Annotated in this window: 21 protein-coding genes and 1 tRNA gene; 14 read left to right on the forward strand and 8 right to left on the reverse strand. The window is 36.6% G+C overall.

The features are described from left to right. Positions 1 to 135 precede the first annotated feature (135 nt). From HZR84_03155 to HZR84_03170, 4 genes are all read left to right on the forward strand, one after another. Positions 136 to 209: transfer RNA gene (locus tag HZR84_03155), tRNA-Arg, on the forward strand. 140 nt (positions 210 to 349) lie between these two features. Then, complete coding sequence (locus tag HZR84_03160) at positions 350 to 1,312, forward strand: lipid A biosynthesis lauroyl acyltransferase (protein QNL20979.1); 963 nt, start codon at positions 350 to 352, stop codon at positions 1,310 to 1,312. Positions 1,313 to 1,457: 145 nt separating this feature from the next. After that, the gene (locus tag HZR84_03165) at positions 1,458 to 4,142 is read left to right on the forward strand and encodes a hypothetical protein (protein QNL20980.1); all 2,685 of its coding nucleotides are present in this window, start codon (positions 1,458 to 1,460) and stop codon (positions 4,140 to 4,142) included. Then, positions 4,111 to 5,154 (forward strand): hypothetical protein, encoded by a 1,044-nt coding sequence (locus HZR84_03170; protein ID QNL20981.1) that lies wholly within the window; start codon positions 4,111 to 4,113, stop codon positions 5,152 to 5,154. The genes HZR84_03165 and HZR84_03170 overlap by 32 nt, the downstream gene beginning before the upstream one ends. Before the next feature lie 15 nt (positions 5,155 to 5,169). Here HZR84_03170 and HZR84_03175 read toward each other — a convergent pair whose 3' ends face one another. Continuing rightward, positions 5,170 to 5,697, reverse strand: a complete 528-nt coding sequence (locus HZR84_03175) for a DUF4287 domain-containing protein (GenBank protein QNL20982.1) — start codon at positions 5,695 to 5,697, stop codon at positions 5,170 to 5,172. Positions 5,698 to 5,791: 94 nt separating this feature from the next. Continuing rightward, positions 5,792 to 6,256 (reverse strand): ankyrin repeat domain-containing protein, encoded by a 465-nt coding sequence (locus HZR84_03180; GenBank protein ID QNL20983.1) that lies wholly within the window; start codon positions 6,254 to 6,256, stop codon positions 5,792 to 5,794. A 134-nt stretch (positions 6,257 to 6,390) separates the two neighbouring features. On the opposite strand from HZR84_03180, the gene HZR84_03185 reads away from it, so the two are divergent. Then, positions 6,391 to 7,881 carry a hypothetical protein gene (locus HZR84_03185; protein ID QNL20984.1) on the forward strand — a complete coding sequence of 497 codons (1,491 nt, stop codon included), beginning with the start codon at positions 6,391 to 6,393 and terminating at the stop codon, positions 7,879 to 7,881. On the opposite strand, the gene HZR84_03190 is transcribed toward HZR84_03185, so the two are convergent. Further along, positions 7,878 to 8,897: a helix-turn-helix transcriptional regulator gene (locus HZR84_03190; GenBank protein ID QNL20985.1), complete on the reverse strand. Its 1,020-nt coding sequence runs from the start codon at positions 8,895 to 8,897 to the stop codon at positions 7,878 to 7,880. The two genes, HZR84_03185 and HZR84_03190, sit on opposite strands and share 4 nt — an antisense overlap. 148 nt (positions 8,898 to 9,045) lie before the next feature. On the opposite strand from HZR84_03190, the gene hemA reads away from it, so the two are divergent. The 6 genes from hemA to hemL are packed head-to-tail and all read left to right on the forward strand — an operon-like array spanning position 9,046 to position 15,170. Further along, positions 9,046 to 10,290 (forward strand): glutamyl-tRNA reductase, encoded by a 1,245-nt coding sequence (gene hemA / locus HZR84_03195; GenBank protein ID QNL20986.1) that lies wholly within the window; start codon positions 9,046 to 9,048, stop codon positions 10,288 to 10,290. Then, positions 10,284 to 11,195: a hydroxymethylbilane synthase gene (hemC, locus tag HZR84_03200; GenBank protein QNL23172.1), complete on the forward strand. Its 912-nt coding sequence runs from the start codon at positions 10,284 to 10,286 to the stop codon at positions 11,193 to 11,195. Before hemA ends, hemC begins: the two co-directional genes overlap by 7 nt. Next, positions 11,185 to 11,886: a uroporphyrinogen-III synthase gene (locus tag HZR84_03205; GenBank protein QNL20987.1), complete on the forward strand. Its 702-nt coding sequence runs from the start codon at positions 11,185 to 11,187 to the stop codon at positions 11,884 to 11,886. Before hemC ends, HZR84_03205 begins: the two co-directional genes overlap by 11 nt. Continuing rightward, complete coding sequence (hemE, locus tag HZR84_03210; GenBank protein QNL20988.1) at positions 11,879 to 12,913, forward strand: uroporphyrinogen decarboxylase; 1,035 nt, start codon at positions 11,879 to 11,881, stop codon at positions 12,911 to 12,913. The genes HZR84_03205 and hemE overlap by 8 nt, the downstream gene beginning before the upstream one ends. Further along, positions 12,913 to 13,890 (forward strand): porphobilinogen synthase, encoded by a 978-nt coding sequence (hemB, locus tag HZR84_03215; protein QNL20989.1) that lies wholly within the window; start codon positions 12,913 to 12,915, stop codon positions 13,888 to 13,890. The genes hemE and hemB overlap by 1 nt, the downstream gene beginning before the upstream one ends. Beyond that, positions 13,890 to 15,170 carry a glutamate-1-semialdehyde 2,1-aminomutase gene (gene hemL, locus HZR84_03220; protein QNL20990.1) on the forward strand — a complete coding sequence of 427 codons (1,281 nt, stop codon included), beginning with the start codon at positions 13,890 to 13,892 and terminating at the stop codon, positions 15,168 to 15,170. Before hemB ends, hemL begins: the two co-directional genes overlap by 1 nt. On the opposite strand, the gene HZR84_03225 is transcribed toward hemL, so the two are convergent. Beyond that, entirely contained in the window at positions 15,167 to 15,529 is a 363-nt protein-coding gene (locus HZR84_03225) for a CoA-binding protein (protein QNL20991.1), read from the reverse strand. The two genes, hemL and HZR84_03225, sit on opposite strands and share 4 nt — an antisense overlap. 3 nt (positions 15,530 to 15,532) lie before the next feature. Further along, the gene (locus tag HZR84_03230) at positions 15,533 to 17,386 is read right to left on the reverse strand and encodes a toxin-antitoxin system YwqK family antitoxin (GenBank protein ID QNL20992.1); all 1,854 of its coding nucleotides are present in this window, start codon (positions 17,384 to 17,386) and stop codon (positions 15,533 to 15,535) included. A gap of 116 nt (positions 17,387 to 17,502) precedes the next feature. Between HZR84_03230 and HZR84_03235 the strand changes: the two genes are divergently transcribed. Next, complete coding sequence (locus tag HZR84_03235) at positions 17,503 to 18,726, forward strand: acyl-CoA dehydrogenase family protein (GenBank protein QNL20993.1); 1,224 nt, start codon at positions 17,503 to 17,505, stop codon at positions 18,724 to 18,726. On the opposite strand, the gene HZR84_03240 is transcribed toward HZR84_03235, so the two are convergent. Further along, positions 18,727 to 19,836 carry a DUF1573 domain-containing protein gene (locus tag HZR84_03240; protein ID QNL20994.1) on the reverse strand — a complete coding sequence of 370 codons (1,110 nt, stop codon included), beginning with the start codon at positions 19,834 to 19,836 and terminating at the stop codon, positions 18,727 to 18,729. Positions 19,837 to 19,929: 93 nt separating this feature from the next. Here HZR84_03240 and trpS point away from each other — a divergent pair, with 93 nt between their 5' ends. Beyond that, positions 19,930 to 20,910, forward strand: coding sequence for a tryptophan--tRNA ligase (gene trpS / locus HZR84_03245; GenBank protein ID QNL20995.1), 981 nt, complete (start codon positions 19,930 to 19,932; stop codon positions 20,908 to 20,910). Here the strand turns inward: trpS and HZR84_03250 are convergent. Continuing rightward, the gene (locus tag HZR84_03250; GenBank protein ID QNL20996.1) at positions 20,903 to 21,331 is read right to left on the reverse strand and encodes a hypothetical protein; all 429 of its coding nucleotides are present in this window, start codon (positions 21,329 to 21,331) and stop codon (positions 20,903 to 20,905) included. The genes trpS and HZR84_03250 overlap by 8 nt on opposite strands. 188 nt (positions 21,332 to 21,519) lie before the next feature. Between HZR84_03250 and HZR84_03255 the strand changes: the two genes are divergently transcribed. Continuing rightward, positions 21,520 to 23,268, forward strand: a complete 1,749-nt coding sequence (locus tag HZR84_03255) for a phospho-sugar mutase (GenBank protein QNL20997.1) — start codon at positions 21,520 to 21,522, stop codon at positions 23,266 to 23,268. On the opposite strand, the gene HZR84_03260 is transcribed toward HZR84_03255, so the two are convergent. Further along, positions 23,265 to 23,771, reverse strand: a complete 507-nt coding sequence (locus tag HZR84_03260) for a hypothetical protein (protein ID QNL20998.1) — start codon at positions 23,769 to 23,771, stop codon at positions 23,265 to 23,267. The two genes, HZR84_03255 and HZR84_03260, sit on opposite strands and share 4 nt — an antisense overlap. Positions 23,772 to 23,776: the final 5 nt, after the last annotated feature.

The raw sequence follows: 23,776 nt of genomic DNA on the forward strand, positions 1-23,776 counted from the left end.
AGATTTATTAAATAAAAAAAGACATTAGATTTGCATCATAAATGCACCCGTAGTTCAACCCACCTTCGCCAAGGCTTCGGTGGGCAAGCTGGATAGCTATATGAATTAGTGGGGTTGAAGATTATTAATTTATATGCACCCGTAGCTCAACTGGATAGAGCGCTGGATTTCGGCTCCAGAGGTTGAGGGTTCGACTCCTTCCGGGTGTACTTCTATTCAAAAACCGTTGATATCAATTCGGCGGTTTTTTTTTATTATTAAAATAAGTGTCCAAAAATACTTATCATAAATGTCCATTATTCTACCTGCTTAAACAGAATACTTACTTTTACCCCAAAATAGAAGCAAGTTGCGTCTAAGAAAAGAAATAAAATACCACTTACTCGTTAATCTAATCAAAGGCTTCGTCAGCTTTGTGTCTTTTTTTCCTCGAAAAGTAGGACTTTTCTTTTTTACCTTTTATGGCCACCTTGCTTTTTTACTTGTTAAAAAACAAAGACAAAAAACGATCGCCAATATCCGCTTTGCGTTGGGTGATAAGCTTTCGGAAAAAGAAATTCACGAGATGGCAAAGAAAGTTTTTATCCATCAATCAAAAAATCTTGTGGATTATATGCATGCCATTAAGGTTAAAAGCAGGGAGGCATTCGCAAAATACGTTGATATTGTCGGTGAAACGCATTTAAAAACAGCCTATGACCGCGGTAAAGGCGTGATTTGTCTTGTGAGTCATACGGGTTCATGGGAATTTTCAGCCATCACGCCATCTATTTTGGGCTATGAAACAACAGCGGTTAGCAAGGCATTAAGACATCCGAAAATGAATGATTTGATTGTAGGATACAGACAGAGCAGAGGTCTGAAAAATTTAAATCGAGGAGATACATACAAACAATTGGTAGAGGCTTTGAATTCCGGCGACTGTCTGATAATTATGATAGACCAGGATACCAAAGTCAAAAGTTGCTTTGTCGATTTCCTAGGACATCCCGCATACACCCCCGTTGGTGCTGCAATGTTGGCTTTGGACACAGAGGCTGCTGTCGTTCCCATGTCGATGCACAGAAAGAAAAACGACAAACACCAATTCACCATTAGACCGGAACTGGAATTAGTAAAAACCGGCAATCGCATTCATGACTTAAAGGAGAACACCAAACTTTTTAGTGCAGAAATTGAAGAGTTTGTTAAAATGGATCTTTCGCAATGGGTATGGATGCATGAGAGGTGGAAGACAACTCCCGAGAGCATAAAAGAATTAGTAAAGGCAGGTATAGTTAAAGACACAAGTTTAGTTCAGGATTTCATTTGATAATTAATGCAATCATTCTAAGTTTTATTATTTTCAAAAATTGGATTAAAATCATAACTAATTCATTTAAAGTAAAATAAGGCTATAATTATAGGATATTACCAATTTTTGTTTTATTTGAGGCACATAAATTACTTTTCCTTTGATGTATAAATGCTTAGCCTCTTTTATTTCGACAATATTAATTGGAATTTTATCAGTATCAACTTACGCTCAACAGCGTATTGTCGTTCCCGATTTTCATTTTGAAAATACAACTAAACAGGGGAATACCTGGAGTCTGGATATAAGGAATATCAATTTTGAGTATAAGTTTCCACAGTATGTCACTTCAAGAACTGATAAGTCCACTTTAACTGGGGGCTTTGCGGATGAGGGAAGCGTTAATATAGATGTTAAATACAGCCCTGTCCAATTTATTAATTGGAACGGACAAAATATTCCACTGTCTGATATAAAGGGGAGTAATTTTTTTCAATTCAGTGTAGGAAACTTTAAAGCAGAAATTTTTTCCGGAAATAGACTGATTAAAAGTACAGACCTTTCAACACAAGGTGGAATGTTTGGAAAATTAAATGGAGATAATACTCAAAATGCCATACAACCCGTTTCATGGAAAACATGGCTCGGGGTATCTACGATGGAAGAGGTTAACAAAATATTTGATGGAGGCTTAAACCTTAAAAACGTAAAATTTGATATTAGCTTTTCCAGTTGGCAGATCGATTCTTATATCGACAAAATGGCCAAAGAACAGGGTTTATCCAATCAAACAACAAACACTCAATACACAAAAGAATCACCAGCGGGAAAACAATCAAATAATTCCAGCAGTTCTTCTGTCCAGAATCAATCAGAAAAAAATGAATTAAATGATTCCCAAACACTAATAACAGGTTCCAAATCTCCAACTGAAAGAACCAAAAACCAATATGAGTATAATCGCCAACGAGAAATCGAAGCATGGAATAGAAATTATGAAAGAGAAACTAGAGAGTTCTCAGAAGCTTTTTCAAGGAGACAGGAAGAAGCCTTAATAATGCGCCAGAAAAAAGATCAAATGGTAGATCAGGCGGCTCGAAATATTGCCAATGTTATCATTCAAATTCAGGAACAGAAAGAAAGGGAAAGATTACAAGCGAAAAGTAATAAAATTCGCAGAACTCTGGATGAAATAGTAATTACAGTCGAAAGATTTGGAGAGTATCATCAGAAGGAGATCATGAAAATAAGGGAAATAACTGCAAAACACAGTGCTAATCTTTCACTACAGACCTTAAGAAAGGCTGAAAAAGAGCTTGATGAAGCATATGAAGATAAGCTTCAACCAGTTGATGATTTCATTAAAGATTTTGAAAAACGGATGGAAGATATGAGGAAATTAGATATGATGGACGACCCTGATTATTTTCCACTTTCCAGTTTTGAATATAGTTTGGAAAGTTTTCTGAATGAAAACAGAGGATATTATGATTATGGTATTCCAAACATATTGAGGGAGGCGCGCAGAGATCTTGAAGAAAACCCAAAAGCAGAACCTTACTATACAGAGCTTTCGAGAATTCATATTCCTCGCCTTATTAAAAATTGCAAATATTCAGATATAAAGTATCAGGTTTCAACTCTCATGAGAATTAACCAGTCGGCAGGTGAATCCTACACATACCAATTGGAAAAAGCTCTTACAATAGCTGATGGGAAAAAAGCAATAAGTGAAGAAAATATGAGGCGAAAAAAGCTTTATGAGTCATTTCAAAATGATTACGCCAAAGTTAAAGTCCAGATTAAAAACAATCCTAACAATATCTATTCCTACAATATTGGGAAAACAATTGACCCGAGTTTTGATACCCCCTCAGATCAACTTGAAAGGATAAAAAAGGCAAATTCGATTATAGGACAATGTGCATCCTCAAATGGCCTAAATGCCAGATATATAAACCCAAAAGATTTTAAAAATAATTCAAATGATTATCAATTAGTTGAGCCCGGAAATTTTACAATCCACGCTAAAAAAAGATACCATTTTCCAATAGACACATTTATAACCGTCAAAGCTCCTGAATCTTATTTAATAAGTCCAAACTATTGGGTATATCGTGAGCATCCGCTTATGAAGCAATTCACCAGCGTAAGGAAACAGTATAAACCTAATAAGGATGTCGGTCTACAGGATCAAGCTTTTTATGGCTTTCTCAGCCCCAATGCAAAATGGAAAGTTGAATATGCTGTAAATGGGCATGGACACAATATTCAAATTCCATTCATAAACCTATATGCATTTAAACCCTATAGTATGGTGAATTCACCATTGTCATTTTATTATGGTGTTGGGCTCGATTTGAATGCAGGTATAAGCAATACGAATATAACCAGAAGTGAAAGTGTCATTGGCAAGCAGTCCGCTACTAAGGAAGAAAAATGGTCGCGTTTTGGTGGTGGTGCAAAATTTGAGATAGGATTTGTCTCATATATACTTCCAAGGTTATCATTGGATATCGATGCAAATGCATTTATAGATTTCAATGGGCTTACTTTTTATGAAAATATTCAATACACATTTGCCAATGAAAACTCCATAACTGAAAATAAAATTTTTACAGGTATGGTTATGGCAGCTATAAATCCGAATATCGGGTTTAACTACCAGGTTGGAGCTTCCACATTATATATAAAATACGGCATTAATTATTTCATTCTAACAGAGATAATCGAAGATGAACTAACCGATTCTCCTTCTGATATTGAGCAAGAAAGACTTGCAAACATTCTTTCAAATTTCCCAAAAGACAACTTAAATGCATTTATCAAATTCGGCATTATTTTATAGAGGCTTTGTACTTGCCTTAATCATTTTTATGGCAGCTTCCTGTTCTAGAGAGGAAGTAACCCGATTTGATCCACGCGTTACCATCAATACCGGAATGGAAGAATTAATAACTGCTCAGGTTTTAAGTGACGGGAAGGTAGTAGTTCTAGGATATTTGAGCGGGGCAATTGCGAGTATTACCTATGATACAAAAGGAAATCAAATAGCCGCCCGTGGTTTGGAAGTGAATAATGAAAACGCAACAATATTGGCCTATCCGAACGCGACTTATTCTGTCTATAATTTGTATCCCGGAATAGTTGAAATCAGTAGAAGCATATACACCTCTACAAATGACTTATATTTATACTCATTTGAATTAGATATAAATCTAAGAGGTATTTTCCTCGATTGTCAAACATTAGGAACTAATACGGTATACTTATATACCCCAGAAATCAATGGGCGCCAAGATAATAGAAGATTTATTACAATATTAAATGAAGTAGGTGAAATAATCTCATCTAGTGATGAGTTCAGCGAAACCCAAACCTTTGAAGGGAACATTTTGGTTCAGGAAAACTCAATCTACTACAACGTAGGAATATGGGATGAGGACCCTTCTAAATATGCATTAAGAAAAGTGGATATTAACCTAATTTCAGAATGGGGTTTTCTATATACATTCAATTACGATTTTAGGATTAAAGAACTGGCCGATAAAAAAATCCTTCTTTATAATCCTCAACCTTCTTCCCAATATCCACCAGAATATATTACCATTTCCGAAGATGGTCTTGAATACACAGATGTCACAAATGAAACTAGATTACCTGATGATTTTGAATATTTACAATCTGGAGTATTCATTTATGTATCTGGTACTTCATTGATGAAATCTGAAACTTATTTAGACCCTAAAACAGAAATATTTGAAGATTTTGGTCAGGAAATTTTATTTGCCGAGCCAATAAGAGATGGGTCAGTAATAGTAGGATTAAAGGACGGGACTGTTCAAAGATTATTTCCTTAATAATTTAAGCTGTTATCAATTCTTTTCGTAAGCTTCTTGTAACCAGGAAATGACTTCTTGATCTATTTCATTTTTTTTCTCCAGTTTTACCCTATGTGTACACATGGTGCCAAATGGACCGGAGTGTTCCAATCTTCCCAAAGGTTCTTTACCTTTAATTTTTAAGCCTAAATCAATTCTTGTTTTTGTAGCCGGCTTAACCAGCGCAAATTGTTTATTTCTAATCAAGCTTACAGAATCCTTTTTGGGAGTTATGGTAATATCTTTTCCAAAGCCGGAAATCAACTTAATAATTTCATCGTAAATGGGCTTTAAATTTTCCTTGCCATTGTATTGATTTTTTAGAAGGCTGGCATCGTCAATACTTCCCGCATCTGCTTTTTTGGCTTTTAGGGCAACTGTATTGGCATAGCCATGGGTAAATCCATGTTCTGATTTTAGGTATTTGACAATCTCACCATGCTTTTCAATGCCGGATTTATTTACTACTCCTATCCAATAATTTAAGTCATGCCCGGTTTTCTCGATAAGTCCCTTTTCCATAATTCTTAAATTTTAGCGTTTAAAAGTTAATACTTTGAAATTTTGAAGACAAAGATTTTTTATCCCTTTCTCAATCAATTATCTTAAGTATTTTTCATAATAATATGCCCACAATTTCCTGATGCCCTTCTTTTTTGGCTATTTCCGCGGCGGTTAAGCCGGATGAATCTATTGCGGATTTATTAGCCCCTTTGCCGATTAATAATTTGACCATTTCAAGTTGGTCGTATTTTGCAGCAAACATCAAAGCTGTTTCTCCGGCATTATTTTTTGTTTCAATATCAGCACCATTTGAAATAAGTAATTCAGCTAATTCAATTAGGCCTTTAAAACTCACGCCCATCAAAACCGTATTTCCCAAAACATCTTTATGATTGATTTCAGCCCCCTTTTTAATCAAATATTCAGCAGCTTCCTGATTTCCAAAATAGGTGGCAAAAACCAATGGGCTAAATCCTCTTTCGTCTTTTGTGTTTATTAAATCGGGATTTGTTTCAATTATTTTTTTCAATGTCTCCTGGTCTTTTGACTTAATTGCTTCATTCACAGATATATTCATTCTAATCCTATTTAATATTTTTGAGAAATTTAATTTGAAACCAAAACTTAAGAAAAATAAAGGCACATTTTTGACATATTGATTTTCTTTCAAAAGAATAATTCCTTTAACTTTAATTATATAAATTATATGATATGAGAAAACTGCTCTACTTTACTATCGCATACTTTATTTTCCATATAGGCTATTCGCAACACGAATTAGCAGATTTTCAAACCACCGCAAGAGCCGGTGTAGGAACCACTTTTGCCGAAGAATACAATGCATTAGGTATTAATGCTGCCAATCTTGCAAGAGAACCATTCTTTTTTGAAAAGAAGACAACAATTGGCTTGCTGGCATTCAACATGACCGTTTTTACAGCTCCGTTATCTAAAGAAGAGGCCATTGGAGCTTTTGGAGGAAATGATAATTTGTCTTACCAAGAAAAAGTAGAAAATGCGCTTGTTTTTATTGGAGAACCAATTAGCATGAATTTTGACTACATGCTATTCGGAGCCTATTATCAGCATCGAAAAGCAGGTGGTTTTGCTTTTACCATTCGCGATAAAATCCAGTGGTATTCCGAATTTGACACCAAAGCTTCTGATCTGATGTTTCTGGGTTATAATTCACAGTATTTTGATCAGGTTCAGATTGAAAGGCCGGATGGATCAACTCAAATCATTCAAAATTCACCGGATTTATCCGATTCAGTAAGAGCTATGATTACCAAGGGAGTGCTGTCAGATACTACACAGGCCATTGATTATACTACACTCATTGGAAACACAAATCTTTCTATGGTGGCTTATAGGGAATACAGTTTGGGATGGGGTCGTGAAGCTTATAATAATGGCGATCTTAAAATTGAAGGTGGTGTGGGAATCAGATATATCGCTGGTTATAACATGACTGAAATTAGAAATCGCGATGGAAAAATGGAGGCCTACGGTGCATTTTCACCATGGCTCGACATTGATTTTGGAGCCGCGGCGGCGACTAATCCAACAGCGATTAACAGTAAACGATTTGGTATAGGAGGATTTAATGTGGTTGGAAATGGGTTTGGTTTTGATTTAGGGCTTAGCGTAGAATATAAAAAGCGGACAAATTTTGGTATTGCCCTTAACAATGTAGGCTTTATTACATGGAATAAAAATTTATACGAAGCTGTTGATAAAGATTTGATAGACCTTGACAACGGTGGTTTTGAAACTCTAAACTTTTTTGAAGAAGCTCAAAAATTCGGCGGCGATGATGGAATTTTTGAATGGGAAACTGGTAAAAAAAGAACAATAAATTTGCCCGCAAATCTTCGTATCGGTGCAAGTCAGGAAATAAGAAATACCATTCACGTAGGGCTTGATGTTATTATGCCCTTAAATGACCTCCCAGGTGCAATTGACAGACCAATTATTTCTATAGGTGGTGATTTCACACCCTTAAAATTAATCAGAGCAAGTACAGGATTCACTTATGGGGGTAACTTCGATTCGAGAGTGCTGATCCCAATTGGATGTTCTGTAATGCTTGGGCAGGGATCTTATGAAATTGGTGCGGCAACAAGGGATATTGTAACCTATTTTAGGCAAAAAGGCCCTGTGCTTTCGGCTGGTTTTGGATTTTTTAAATTTAGATTTTAAACTTTAAGAAGGTATTTCTTAGGCGTTACACCAAATTTCTTCTTAAAGGCAGCAATAAAATGACTAGGGTTGGTATATCCCACGCTATATGCTACATCTTTTATTTGTACATTGCCTTTGTCTAGAATTAATCTTGCAGAATCCATCCTGTGATTTACAAGGTAGCCATAAATGGTATTTCTAAATATCTTTTTGAAATTGCTCTTCAGCTTCATTTCATTTGTTCCCACCATTTTTGCCAACTCCGGAATTGAAGGCGGATTTGACATATTGGAAATCAAAATTTTTTCAACTCTTCTGATTTTCTCTTCTTCAAGATTATCGTGAATTACAGGGCAGGCATTGCTTTCGTTTTCAGAATAATTGCCTTGCTCCAAATACATGCTCATAATCTCCAGCACTTTGGCCTTTTCATAAATTCCGGAAAAACTATTTTTCAGGTTGTGCTCAAATAATTCATTACTCACTATTGAAAAGGCTGGTTTTTTTGCCCTTAAACTCAAAAATGTTTTAGATCTATAATTCTTTGCTACCTCTCGTGGAGAAATCTTATCCTCAATGTCTAGATCAAATAATTCGTGAATTTTATGAATGGTAACGGCTATTAAACCAATTGAAGAATTGGATTTTAGATCAATAGTTATGCTCCAATCCTGAAAAGGAAATGCCAAAATTCCATAGTTGGATTCATCGAGATTCTTTTGAGTATTTTGAATATCAGATGCAATACTTAATTGACCTGAAAGAGGAATTACAAAAAGAATAATTTCTTTGGGGAAATTGAGATCTATGGAGATCGGTTTTTTTATTGAATTATTAATTTTTATCCTGCCAAGTCCTTTTTCAATCAATTTATATTCCACTGCATTATCAATCAAAGGAGTATTTTCTAAAATCCCCGATCCGGAAATCTGATGATAAATTTTGTTAAAAAGGTTTGATAGGTATTTGTCTAGGCTGATGTTCTCCAATTTCAATTTTATTTCAACACAAATCTCTTTCGCTGCTCTCTGCAAAATTATGATTTGAATTAGAATTCTAATGCATTTTTTAAATATATCTCTTGATTGAGTAAATTATTATTTGAACGGCCTTCTGATTTGGGTATTTATTATCCGTTTTTGGGTATTTCTACTCCTATTCCGCAATTAAATTTGCATGCAAATGCAAAACGATCATTCTGACAGTTTCCATGTTTATGGCATTCAGCATCAAAATGCAGATATCTCGGTAAGAGAAGTCTTCAGTTTGTCCGAAGATCAAATTCTTAATATATACTCAGCTTCAGAAATTTCCGGAAATGGCATGATGATTTTGTCCACTTGCAACCGAACAGAAATTTGGGCCTATACGAATGATTTAAACCAATTAAAGAAAGTCTTAATTTCAAAGTGCTCCGGAAATAATTCGCTGCTAAACAAACACTCTTTTTGTTTGCAAGGCAATGAAGCTATAAAACATGTTTTCAAAGTGGCTGCTGGAATAGATTCCCAAATACTCGGTGATCTTCAAATACAATCTCAAATAAAAAGGTCAACTAAATTGGCACAGGAGAAGAATGTATTAAATCCGGAATTAAACCGCCTGATTCAATTAGCACTTAGATTTTCTAAAAAGATTAAAAATGAAACTTCAATAAGCGAAGGTGCCGCTTCTGTTGCCTATGCTGCCGTTCAATATATTCTTGAAAATAGTTCAAATATCAAAGAACAAAGAGTGCTGCTATTCGGTACTGGTAAAATTGGTAGTCTGACTTGTGAAAACCTTCGAAAACATATTTACGAGAAAAATCTCGTTCTTACCAACAGGACAAAGGAGAATGCCGAAAAACTAGCTAGCAAAATTGGAGCAGAGGTAAAAGATATTAAAAACCTAAAAGAAGAACTGGATGCCTGTGACATATTGATCGTTGCCAGCGGAGCTTCAAATTATACAGTTGACCGTGAGCTTTTTAAGTCTGTAAGCAATAAGAAAAGAATTTTAATTGATTTATCGGTTCCACGAAATATTGATCCTGGTATAATTGAGGATTTTCATGTACAAATTGCCGATGTCGACTTCCTCAGTAAAATGCAGGAAAAGGCAATTCAAAAAAGACGTGCATCTATACCGAGAGCGATGGAAATTATAGATGAGGGCATTACTGAATTTGAATCGTGGATGAAAATTCGCCATCTGTCCCCTACCTTCAAAGCCATCAAATCCAAACTTCATGAAATCAGATTAGCGGAACTGGAATTTCATAAAAACAAATTCAATTCTGAAGATCAGTCAAAATTAGATGTGCTCACAGGTAGATTGATGGATAAAATTGCCCGACAAATGATTAATCACCTTAAGGAAAATCATCATTCGGATAGCGACCCTGTAAAAACACTTACTTCAGTATTGGAGATTAATAAATCCTGATTTTGCTAAAAATAGGAACCCGTGATAGCGCTCTTGCAATTTGGCAAGCGGAGAAAGTGAAATCTCTTCTCGATGAAATCCATATTGATTCAGAATTTATTTTTATAAAAAGTAAAGGTGACCTAAATACGGAAGCTCCGCTTCATCAATTGGGAACCGTTGGTGTTTTTACCAAAGCGCTCGACGAAGCCTTGCTCAAAGGTGAAATTGACATTGCGGTGCATTCCTGTAAGGATCTTCCAACCAAGGAACCGAGCGGAATCCATTATGCGGCCTATTTGAAAAGAGCCTCATTTGAAGATGTATTGGTCACATCGGGAAATCAAACTAAGATCCCCCCAATTACAACTATAGCCACCGGTAGTATTCGAAGAAAAGCACAATGGTTGCATCGCTATCCTCAACACAAAATCGAAAATTTAAGAGGCAATGTGAACACACGATTGCAAAAAGTTAAAGATAATGACTGGTTTGGAGCCGTATTTGCAAAAGCTGGACTTGAACGTTTGGGATATCAAAAATTACCTCATATTTCACTCAACTGGATGATTCCCGCACCGGCTCAGGGTGTGATTTGTATTGCTTGCAGAAAAAAAGACATAGAGATTATCGGTAGGTTAAAAACAATTTCAGATCTGCACACCGAAATCACGAGTCTGGTTGAAAGACAACTTTTAAATGTTCTTGAAGGGGGATGCTCGGCGCCTATTGGTGCCCATGCAAAAATTAATGATGAAAAAATTGAATTAAGCGCCGTACTGTTAAATGCAGATGGTAAAAAAAGAATTTTTAAGTCTAAAACGGTTAATATATCCGATTGGCAAAATTTAGGAAAAGATTTAGCTAATGATATATTGAAAGACGGTGGGGATGCAATAATTGCTGAATTAAAAAATGCCAGATAAAATTAAAGTACTATACACTTCGGAATGGAGGGAATCAATAAAGAATTTTCCTTCTAAGCAATTTCTTGAAATTGATATCAGGCCTTTCATCCGAGTTAATAAAAATTTTGATAAAGAAAATTTCAAGGAATTGATCAGAATTATTACACCGGAATGTCTGGTAATAAGCAGCCAAAACGCCTTGCATGGATTATATGAAATCTCCGAATCAGATAAAGAAAAAATGTCAATTCTGACATTGAGTGAAAAAATCGCCAATCAAATTGAAGGAAATTTCAAAGCCATAGTATATTCTAAAGAAAACAATGAAAATGGTCTATCAGATATGATAGAATTGTATTTTTCAAATCAAAGACTACTTCATCTCACGGGAAATTTGAGACAAGATTCACTGAAAAAACTGTTAAAATCCAAAGGAATCACAATTAAAAATTATCAGGTTTACAAGACCGAATTCATTCAACCTGAATTGAACCTTATGGATTATAAGGCGATCGTGTTCTTAAGTTATTCGGGCATAGACAGTTTTTTTTCAAAATACCATTTGACCAATAATATTCCTGTTTTTACTATAGGGATAAAAACCACCAAGTATCTTCAAAAGCATTTTGATGGCCCGATAATTACTGCCTCAAAAACTGATTCAAAAACATTAATCAAAGAAATTCATGAATACTTTTCCAATGATTGACAGTCAAATAAAAAATGACTTGCTTTTAAAGGCATTAAAAGGAGAAGTCCTTGAAAGACCTCCTGTTTGGATGATGCGCCAGGCAGGCAGGTATTTGCCAGATTTTATGAAGCTCAAAGCCAAATATAGTTTTTTTGAACGGGTAGAGACTCCGGAACTGGCGACCGAAATTACAATTATGCCCGTGACTCAAATTGGTGTTGATGCTGCAATCCTATTTTCAGACATTTTGGTTATCCCGCAGGCCTTGGGTATGGAGGTATTGATGACTCCGGGAAAAGGCCCACAATTACCCGGTCGGATTAAAAAGCCGGAAGATGTTCATAATATTATGTCTGTAGATATAAAAGAGCGATTACACTATGTTTTTGAAGCGATAAAACTCACCAAAAATGAACTCAATAATGAAGTTCCTTTGATTGGTTTTGCAGGTGCGCCTTGGACAATTTTTTGTTATATGGTCCAAGGAGAAGGTTCGAAAAATTTTGATAAGGCCAAAGCATTTTGTTACAGATATCCGCATGAGTCGGGCTTACTTCTACAGAAAATTACAGATGCTACCAAAGACTATCTTAAAGCTAAAGTAGAGGCAGGTGTTGATGCCGTACAAATATTTGATTCCTGGGCTTCTGTTCTTTCTCCTGAAATGTACTTCAAATTTTCCATGCCCTATTTTCTGCAGATTATAAATGCCTTAAATGAGATCACTTATGTTATTTCATATCCAAAAGGATTGTGGTATGGATTGGAGGAATTCGCTCAAAGCGGAACACATGCTTTAGGTATTGATTGGACTGTTTCACCGGAGTTTGCACGCTCCATACTAAAGGACCGCATAACTATTCAGGGAAATTTTGATCCTTGCAATTTATATGCACCGATTCCGGAAATTATTAAGGCAACAAAGGACATGGTTAACCGCTTTGGCAAGCAGGGTTATATTGCAAATCTTGGCCATGGAATTTTACCGGATATTCCTGTTGATCATGCCAAGGCTTTTGTCGACACTGTAAAATCAATGAACTAATGAACTATCCCACAACAAGAAACAGAAGGCTTCGCCAAAGTAATTCTATTCGAGCTTTAAGCCGAGAGCATTCCCTGAGTCCAGATGATTTTATAGTCCCTGTCTTTATTGAAGAAGGTAAAAATCAAAAAAACGAAATTACTTCAATGCCCGGTTACTATCGGTATTCGTTGGATACTTTGAAAACTGAAATTAATCTGATTAAAAAACTGGGTTTAAAATCAGTATTGCTCTTTGTTAAAGTTCCGGATCACAAAAAAGACAATTTTGGCAAAGAAGCATTAAACTCCGATGGCTTAATGCAGCAGAGTATTAAAATGATCAAAGATTTGGCACCCGAATTATGCGTAATGACAGATGTAGCTATGGATCCCTATTCTGAATTTGGTCATGATGGGCTTGTAGAAAATAAACAAATTGTAAATGACCCAAGCAATAAAATCCTTGCAAATATGGCCTTGAGTCATGCTCAGGCCGGTGCAGATTTCGTGGCACCATCCGATATGATGGATGGCAGAGTAAAAATGATTAGGGAAAAACTTGAAGTCAATCAATTTCATAACACGGGAATACTTGCTTACAGTGCAAAATACGCTTCCTGTTTTTATGGTCCATTCCGCGACGCCCTTGACTCTGCACCGGGTTTTGGTGACAAAAAGACCTATCAAATGGATCCTGCCAATAGCAGAGAGGCTGTAAAAGAGGCTCAAATGGATCAGTTGGAAGGTGCAGATATATTAATGGTAAAGCCGGCCGGTCCTTATCTTGACATCATAAGTAAGGTGAAAGAAAATACGCAATTACCCATAGCCGCTTATCAGGTTTCAGGGGAATACGCCATGATAAAAGCCGCAGCCAAACAAGGATGGTTAAATGAAAAATATGCAATGTTGGAATCAGTCTTGGGAATTAAAAGGGCCGGGGCCGATATGATTGCCTCTTATTTTGCCAAAGAAATTGTTAAAGAAATTTTATAATGGATATATCCAAAAGCAAGGAATTATTTCAAAAAGCACAAAATCACATTCCCGGGGGTGTAAACTCGCCCGTCAGAGCATTTAAAAGTGTTGGAGGACAGCCGATATTTTTTCGAAAAGCCAAAGGGGCTATCCTGGAAGATGTCAACGGCAACGAATACATTGATTATATCTCTTCATGGGGTCCTATGATTCTGGGACATGCTCAGCCTGAAGTGGTTCAGGCAATACAAAAAGCAGTAGAAAATTCAACATCTTTTGGCGCACCTACGTCAGCAGAAATCGACCTCGCGGAATTGGTCTGTAAGATGGCACCGGGTATTGATAAAGTTCGTATGGTAAATTCAGGAACAGAAGCATGCATGAGCGCCATTCGTTTGGCACGTGGATTTACCAAAAAGGATAAAATAATAAAATTTGAGGGATGCTATCATGGTCATGCCGATAGCTTTTTGATAAAAGCAGGAAGTGGAGCAAGTACACTCGGTATTCCTAACAGCCCAGGTGTTACCAAAGGAGTCGCTGAAGATACTTTAACCTGCTCCTTTAATAACGTTGAACAAGTGGAGGAGATATTTTCGCAAAATCCCAATCAAATAGCGGCCCTAATCATAGAACCGGTACCTGGCAATATGGGTTGCATTATTCCACAAGAGGGCTTCTTACAAAAGGTCAAAACTATTTGCCATGCCAATGATGCGCTTTTGATTTTTGATGAAGTGATGACAGGCTTTAGACTCGCACCCGGCGGCGTGCAGGAACTTTTTGGAATTACCGCCGACCTCGTGACATATGGAAAAGTAATCGGTGGTGGAATGCCTGTTGGAGCATACGGTGGCTCGGCCGAGATAATGGATTATGTTGCACCGGACGGCCCTGTTTACCAGGCCGGTACGCTTTCAGGAAATCCGGTAGCTATGGCTTCGGGCATTGCAACTTTAGAATTCCTTTTGGATAATCCTGAAATTTATTTAAGCCTCAATGCAAAAGCATTAATGCTAAAAAATGGTATCTCAGAAATTCTTGAAACCAAAAATGCCGATTTTAGAATTAATCAACTGGGATCCATGCTATCTGTACACTTCACAAATGAAGATGTGCTTGATTTCGATTCTGCTGCGAAAGGGAATAATGAAACCTTTAAACGTTTCTTTCATCATATGCTGAACAATGGTATTTATTTACCTCCCTCAGCATTCGAATCCTGGTTTTTAAATGATGCCTTGAGCGAAATCCATATTAGAAAGACTTTGGATGCTGTTGAACGTTTTGATATTTAATAACTATCAAGAGACAGCAATACCAAGGTACAAGCATATTCGGTTTCTATGCCTTTTTCAGTTGCCAGTTTTCGCAATTCAGAGTTTTCAGTACCCGGATTAAAAATTATTCTTTTGGGTTTAATTTTAAAAATGTAGTCGTAAAGTTGGCTTTGATTTGATGTTCCCACGTAGAGGGTAATGGTGTCAATGTCATTATAGACCGGGAAGTCAGTTTCTATTTCTACGCCTTCAATGTTACCTTTTCTTCTCCCAACCAGTACGATTTCATGCCCTTTGGCTAAAAGCTCTTCAGCCGCTAAGTAAGCATATCGCCTGGGATTTGGTGATGCCCCTAATACTAATGTTTTTCCTGCCATAAATTAATTGTACAATGGTGATGGATTGTATTTGAAAACATAACCCACGGTAATTCCAATTCGAATTGGAATACTTATGGGATCTTGATTTACATCTCTATAAGCATTTGAAACAGCCGGAATATTTGTCCAGTTCCTGGAAATGCTTCGATATCCTACTCCCAATCCGCCCCAAACGTCCAAAGTAAATCCTTTATTGGCATGACTTTCCATTACTCTGTCACCAAATACTATACTGTATTCAACCAAATCTTCGTTTAATGATGGTTTAAAGAAACGGTTAAGTACAGGATCAGATAGATTGGCGCCATATGTACTTCGAGTGTATCGAATTTCATGGCCGAAATAAAGCAGTCCATAAATATTTTTTTCAAAATAGAACTTTTGGCGTAAATCGATATAAAAACCGCGCTCATAAGGCACATCAGTCGCAACCTGCCTGTTGGCGATATAAAATGGATTTCTGATTAAGGCCACTTTCAATTCGTAACCCAACCGCTCCTGATAATAATATTCCAAAGCCACCGGAAAACTCCCAAAGAGTGTTTGTAGGGGATTTGAGCTTAAAATAAAACTTCTATATTCATTGATCCGTGCTTGAAAATAGCTGATCCTCCTTCGTTGTTTGAAATTATAGGAGGGTTTGCTGCTCTCGGGTTCTTTTTTTGGTTCTTTTTTTACTACCGGATCTTTGGGTTCAACAACGACCGGTTCTTCTTTGTCATAATAGGTTTTGTATAAGCCGGCCAGTTTACCCTTTTCATCATAGAGTTGCCAAACACCGGTTTTAGCACCATTTTTTAATTTCCCCTTCATTTTGGGCTTGCCATTTTTATAAAAACCCGTGTATTCTCCTTCTCCTTGCTCATAATTGCACTGACCTTCTATTGAACCATCCTCGTAAAAGAAAGTCCACGAAGAGTCATTTACCCCTTCTTTAACAAAACCCTTTACTTTGACTTTTCCACTTTCGTAATATTCGGTGTATTTCCCGCTACCATCATCGTAAATACCTTCGGCAAGTGATGCTCCACTATTGTAAAATAATTTCCAATAACCTTCTTTTTGATCAGCAATTAATTTTCCTTCAGCATTGAGAGCCCCATCGGAATAGTAATATTTCCATTTACCATTTTTCTGGCCATGTTCATAAGTTCCCTCGCTCTCTTTTTCACCAGATTCATGATAATACACCCATTTTCCTTCTTTTAAGCCATTTTTTTCTTCACCAACTGCCTTTAGATTTCCGTTTTTATAATAGTGCGTCCAGGTGCTATCACTTTTACCCGAACTAATTTTACCTTCCATTTTAAGTTCGCCGCTTGGATAAAACTCTCTATACCATGCGATGTCACCCTCATAAATTGCCTGGGCTTTGAGTGTGTTGTCTTCATAATAAATATTCCAGTTTCCCTCTCTTTTATCCTCTTTGTAATAGCCTTTGCTTTTTAGCTGTCCGGATTCATAATAAAATTGCCAGAGGCCGGTTTTCTTTCCATCTTTTAATACGCCTTCCTGACTGATATTTCCGTTTTCAAAGTAATATTTCCAATAGCCGCCTTCATTTTCAGAAATCTCAGATTCCATTTTAAGTTTCGCATTTTCAAAATAATAATACCATTTCCCTGTCGGTAAATTATTTTGATACTGTCCTTTGGATTTTACATTCCCATTCAAATAAAATGAAGTATAAGGTCCATCTAGAATCAGTGGATTATCCTCTCTGACGAAATATTTTTCTTTTACCTGCTGATCAAGGGAATCAAACATTACGCGAACCTCTTTTAATTGCGCCGTTGATTCCACTGATAAAAACAATAAAACAATCAGCCCAAGATGTTTTGGCAGAAAATTCATTATTGAAATAAAATAATTTGTTAAGGCTTTGATATTTTATCGTTTTTTATTCTTTCGCATGCTGCTTCGCCGCATTTCATTAACTTTGTAATTCCAAAAATACAAAAAGCAAACCTATGTATATCCCTTCAAAAAACGGTGTCCAGATACAGGCAAAAGAAAATCATCAGGATCCATTTGAATCACCTGATTTTTACCAACTTGACGATTTATTAACTGAGGAGCATAAGCTCATTCGCAGCTCGGTAAGAGATTTCGTTAAAAAAGAAATTATGCCAATTATTGAGGATTGTGCCCAGAAGGCCATCTTCCCTCATGACATAGTTCCAAAGTTTGGCGATGTGGGTGCATTTGGTCCTACCATTCCAGAAGAATACGGCGGTGGCGGTCTCGACTATATTTCTTATGGTCTTATTATGCAGGAAATTGAAAGAGGCGATTCCGGTATGCGATCTACAGCTTCGGTTCAGGGATCATTGGTAATGTATCCGATATATGCATTTGGCTCCGAAGAGCAAAAGAAAAAATTTCTCCCCAAGCTCGCTTCAGGCGAATTTTTAGGTTGTTTTGGACTTACAGAACCGGATCATGGATCGAATCCAAGCGGAATGGTCACCAATTTTAAAGACATGGGCGATCACTATCTATTAAACGGTGCTAAAATGTGGATTTCAAATTCCCCTTATGCTGACATAGCAGTTGTTTGGGCTAAAAATGAAGAAGGCAGAATTCACGGTCTGATCGTTGAAAGAGGAATGGAAGGATTCTCTACACCTGAAACGCATGGCAAATGGTCACTTAGAGCTAGTACAACAGGTGAATTGGTCTTTGACAATGTAAAAGTACCAAAGGAAAATTTATTGCCCGGCGTTTCCGGATTGAAGGGGCCAATGCAATGTTTGGACAGCGCGCGATATGGAATTGCATGGGGAGCGATTGGTGCAGCCATGGATTGTTATGATACAGCCAAAAGATATGCCATAGAGAGAATTCAATTTGACAAACCCATTGCTTCGTTTCAATTGCAACAAAAGAAATTAGCTGAAATGCTCACAGAAATTACTAAAGCTCAATTGCTGAATTATCGGCTTGGCCAATTGAAAAATGAAGGAAAAGCAAGTACGGCTCAAATTTCCATGGCCAAAAGAAATTCCGTTGAAGTTGCATTGAATATTGGCAGAGAAGCAAGACAAATGCTAGGAGGAATGGGCATTACCGGTGAGTATTCAATTATGAGACACATGATGAACCTCGAATCGGTAGTAACCTATGAAGGCACTCATGATATCCATTTGCTTATTTTGGGCAAAGAAATAACAGGAATTCAGGCATTTAAATAATTATTCCCCTTCAGGTACATTTTTTTCTACCTGTGCTGTGATCTTTAATTGTACAACAGGGTTCAAAGGTGAATTGCTGTACACGGTGATAAATTTGTTTTGGAATCCATTTCTGTTTCTTGAATTGAAAGTGACCTTTATTTCTCCGCTTTCCCCAGGTTGATACAGGTCTTTATCTGCCACGCCCGCAGTACATCCACAACTTGCAGAGGTTTGTAAAATTTCCAGATTGTCCTTGCCTGTATTAGTGAATTTGAATTTTTTTTCTACAATTTCTCCTTCGATCAATTTGCCAAAATCGTGTTGTAAGGATTCGAATTTAATATTGGCTGCATTCTTTTTTTCTAATTCGGTCATTTCCGGGAATGCGTATAGCACATTAGCCGAGATATTGAGATACTTAATTGCATTTCGATTTAATTCATCTGTTGCAATTGTCAATAAATCCGAAGTAAAACCCAGCTTATTTAATGCTTTGCTGTCAAATAATACCCTGATTTTTCCGGTCTGACCTGGATTTAATTTCATGGGTTCAATACTCACTTTGATATGTGAAGGGTGATTAATTTTGTCGAGAAAAGTCAGCACAGTGTCGGTATCATTATAAACATCAAAAGTTCTTTCTACGCTGCTATCGCTTTGAACCGGACCTATATTAAAATAATTCGACCTGAATCTGGTGCCCCCTATTTTCTTTTTGTAATAAGCTTTTGGATCACTAATACCGGGTACCACATTTCCAATAAGTCTCAAACGACTGGGGTTACTCAATCCTTTAAATTTTACCAATATTTCTTTTTGAAAATTTCCCGACAAACCTTTGGGATTAAAGTTGGCCAGAACCGTCCCCGATTCATCGACTTCAATGCTGTCTTTGCTCCACTTAGAGCTAGTGCAACCACATTCAGGTTCAACTGTATCTATTTGAAGGATATTTGGGCCTTTGTTAATAAATACAAATTCATGGCTAACCATTCCTTTGTCTTCCTCTACATTTCCAAAATTATAAATCAGCGATTCAAATTTTGGTACTGACTGCGCAGCAAGTTGAAGAGATAAAAAGCTTAAAACTGAAATAAATAGAGTAAAAATCCTTTTTGAAATATTCATGACCCAAAGTTAGACAGCTTTTCTTTTATTTAAATACTAACAAAAATTAAATCCAAAACTTTCATTTTATAGCTTTGCTGGAAAAAAAGATCAATGGCAAGAATCCTAACAGGAATTCAAAGTACGGGAAGGCCCCATTTGGGAAATATTTTAGGTGCAATAAAACCGGGTATTAAAATGGCAGAAGAGGTGAATAACGACGCCTATTTTTTTATCGCGGATTTACATTCATTAACTACTATAAAAGATGCCGGACTAAGAGAAGAATATGTTCATGCCGTAGCTGCTTCCTGGTTGGCCTTTGGTTTTGACACAGACAAAAATGTATTTTACAGACAATCTGATATTCATGAAGTTGCGGAGCTGACATGGATTTTATCCTGTTTTACTCCCTACCCCATGCTTGCCAATGCGCATTCTTTTAAAGATAAATCGAATAATCTCCATGATGTCAATGCAGGCTTATTCACATACCCGGTACTTATGACCGCGGATATAATTTTATACGATGCGGATTTTGTACCCGTAGGAAAAGATCAAAAGCAACATCTTGAAATGTGCAGGGATATAGCCTCAGCTTTTAACAGAGTATACGATTCTGAAGTATTTGTTATTCCTGAAGCAATGATATCAAAAGACACTATGCTCGTTCCCGGAACAGATGGAAGGAAAATGAGTAAATCCTATAATAATTATATTGACATTTTTCTGGCGGAAAAAGCACTTAAGAAACAAATTATGTCGATAGTAACGGATAGTACTCCATTGGAAGAACCCAAGGATGCCGAGAATTGTCTGGTTTATCAATTGTTCAAATTAATTGCTTCTGAAACGGATGCCAATACAATGAAATCTAAATTGGAAGCAGGCAATTATGGATATGGGCATGCTAAAAAAGACCTTCTCGGATTCATAATTGATAATTATAAATCGGAAAGAGAAAAATTTGATGAATTTATGAAAGACAAAGCAATGCTGGAAATGAAATTACAGCAGGGAGCTGAAAAAGCCAGACTGGTAGCCCGGGAAGTCATCAAAAGAGTAAAAGATAAGACCGGTTACAAGACTAATTAAGATTAGCTCGCCACAATTCTTCTCTATCTCTGCGATCAACAATTAGCATGATTCTTACTGGATTCGGCAGAATGACCAATTTGGTGTCTTTATTTGGATAATCGTCAACCCCAACCGTCACACCCTGATCATTTTCCACCTCATATACTTTTCTGCCATCGCGCTTATTTCCGGTATCTATGTATTTTTTGGCTAAATAATCAATTGGACTTAACACATTGTCATCCGGACAGATTTCATCATGGACATCTTTCAATACCTCTTCTAGATAAATCCCGTATTGCTTTAAAAACTGTGATTCGCTTTTCCTTAATTCGGATTCAGTTTTCTTCATCAGATTGTTTTCCAAACCGGATTCGCTCACCATATTTCGGAGTTCTACAATTTTTGTAAGGTCATCATTTAATTTGGATATGTCCATAGACTTAATTTTATGCAATTATTATAAGATTGTACTTATTCTTCAAGCAATTAGTTTCAAATAATAACAATTTATTTTACATTTTGATTAACGGAATATAAGGCAAATATTATATCCTAATTGCTATCTTAAATTCTTTAATTTGCCATGTTATAATTAATATACATCCCGCATTAATCATACCCGAAATGAAACTACCTGAAAATCTTGATCTGCAAGTAAAATCCAAAATTGAAAAATGGATGAATTCTTCAATTGACGAGGCTCATAAAAGCAATTTGCGTGATTTGATTATTAAAAATGATGTAAAAGAACTGACCGAATGTTTTTATAAGGATTTGGAATTTGGCACCGGAGGACTCAGAGGTATAATGGGGGTTGGTTCAAACCGAATGAATAAGTACACCGTAGGAATGGCCACACAAGGCCTGGCAAATTATCTATTGAAATCTTTTCCCAATGAGGACATAAGTGTTGCAATTGCTTACGACAGTAGAAATAATAGCGATGTATTTGCGGATATTGTATCGGATATATTTTCGGCCAATGGAATAAAAGTTTATCTGTTTGAAAGTTTACGACCCACGCCTGAATTGTCTTTTGCGATTCGCGAATTGAAATGCAAAAGCGGTGTTGTACTTACCGCTTCTCATAATCCCAAGGAATACAATGGCTATAAGGCTTATTGGGATGACGGCGGGCAGGTCATCGCTCCGCATGATAAAAATATAATTCGGGAAGTTCAATCCATTCAGTCATTTGATGATGTGAAATGGCAAAGAAATAATGATTTGGTTGAATCGATAGGACAAAACATAGATAATAAATATTTGGATCATCTTATGGGTCTTGTTGTTGACCCCGAACTAATAAAGCGGCAGTCGGATTTAAAAATACTTTTTTCACCGATACATGGAACGGGTGTTAGATCTGTTGGCCCTGCCCTTGAAAAGGCGGGATTCAAAAATGTAAGAATTCTAAAGAGTCAAGCCAAACCCGATGGGAATTTTCCAACGGTGATCTATCCGAATCCGGAAGAAAAAGAAGCCATGAGCCTTGCACTTGAAGCGGCTAAAGACTGGGATGCTGATTTGATCATGGCCACTGACCCCGATGCTGACCGTGTGGGCATTGGTGTTAAAAATGATCAGGGTCAATTTGTTTTACTCAATGGAAATCAGACAGGCAGTCTTTTAATCTATTATTTATTGGAAGCCTGGAAGCGAATGAACAAATACAAGGGGAATGAATTCATTTGCAAAACCATTGTAACCACAGATCTAATAATAAAAATTGCCAATGCCTATAATGTCAATCATTATGAAACACTGACCGGTTTTAAATATATCGCTTCTTTGATCAAAGGTCTAGAGGGAAAAGAACAATTCATTGCCGGAGGAGAAGAAAGCTATGGTTATCTGATTGGCGATGCCGTGAGAGACAAGGACGCTGTTGCCAGCTGCCTTTTGATTTCGGAAATGACCGCCTGGGCTAAAGATAGTGGCATTTCACTCTACGACATGATGATTGATATGTATGTGAAATTTGGCTTCTACAAGGAGAATTTAATTTCTATTACAAAGAAAGGCAAAGAAGGTGCAGAAGAAATCGCTTCGATGATGGAAAACTACAGAAATAATCCTCCAAAAAGTTTGGGAGGAAGCGAAGTAATAGAAATGAAGGATTATAAGTCAGGCCTAAGTAAAAATTTAATAAGCGGAGAGCAGAATAAAATGAATTTTGAAAGCTCAAATGTTCTTCAGTTCATTACGCTAGACGGAAGTAAAATATCTGCGCGGCCATCCGGAACTGAACCAAAAATCAAATTCTATTTTAGTGTAAACACCCGATTGGATAACAAATCAAATTATTCCAGAAAAGAGCAGGAATTAAAAGATAAAATTGAAAAGATAAGTTCTGATCTTGGGTTGAACTAAAAATGTTTTCTGTTTAGAATTTCAGAAAGGATAATGGCTTTTCTGGGGCTGTCAGGGTCTTCAAAAATCAAGGAAGCATACTCATTTTCAGTTTCTTCCTCCTCTATTTCATTGCGTTTTTCAATTTTGTAATGCTCAAAACGCTCTATTTCTTTTTCTTTCTTTTTTGATTGTATTTCTGAGAGACGTTTGTCGTATTCGGAGAGTGTTTTATTTACTTTTTGACTAAAATCCTTTTTCACTTCAGGATTATAACCAAACTGCTCCTCAGGTCGATCCTCAACAAGCTCATCTTCATTTTTTAATTCCCGAATAATTTCATCGATTAGTGAGCGATCATTTGTTTTGGGCTCATCAAGGACCTCCTCATATTGTTCCATTTGAGCCTCGGATGCATTTTTTTGAGCTTCTTTTTGGGCTTTTAATTTCTTCTTGCGCGAATTCTGAATGATCACCCAAATGATCATAATCACTACATAAAGAATAATTTCAACAGCATCCATCTTTT

The organism is Hyphobacterium sp. CCMP332 (genome assembly GCA_014323545.1).
Taxonomy (GTDB): Bacteria; Bacteroidota; Bacteroidia; order Cytophagales; family CCMP332; genus CCMP332.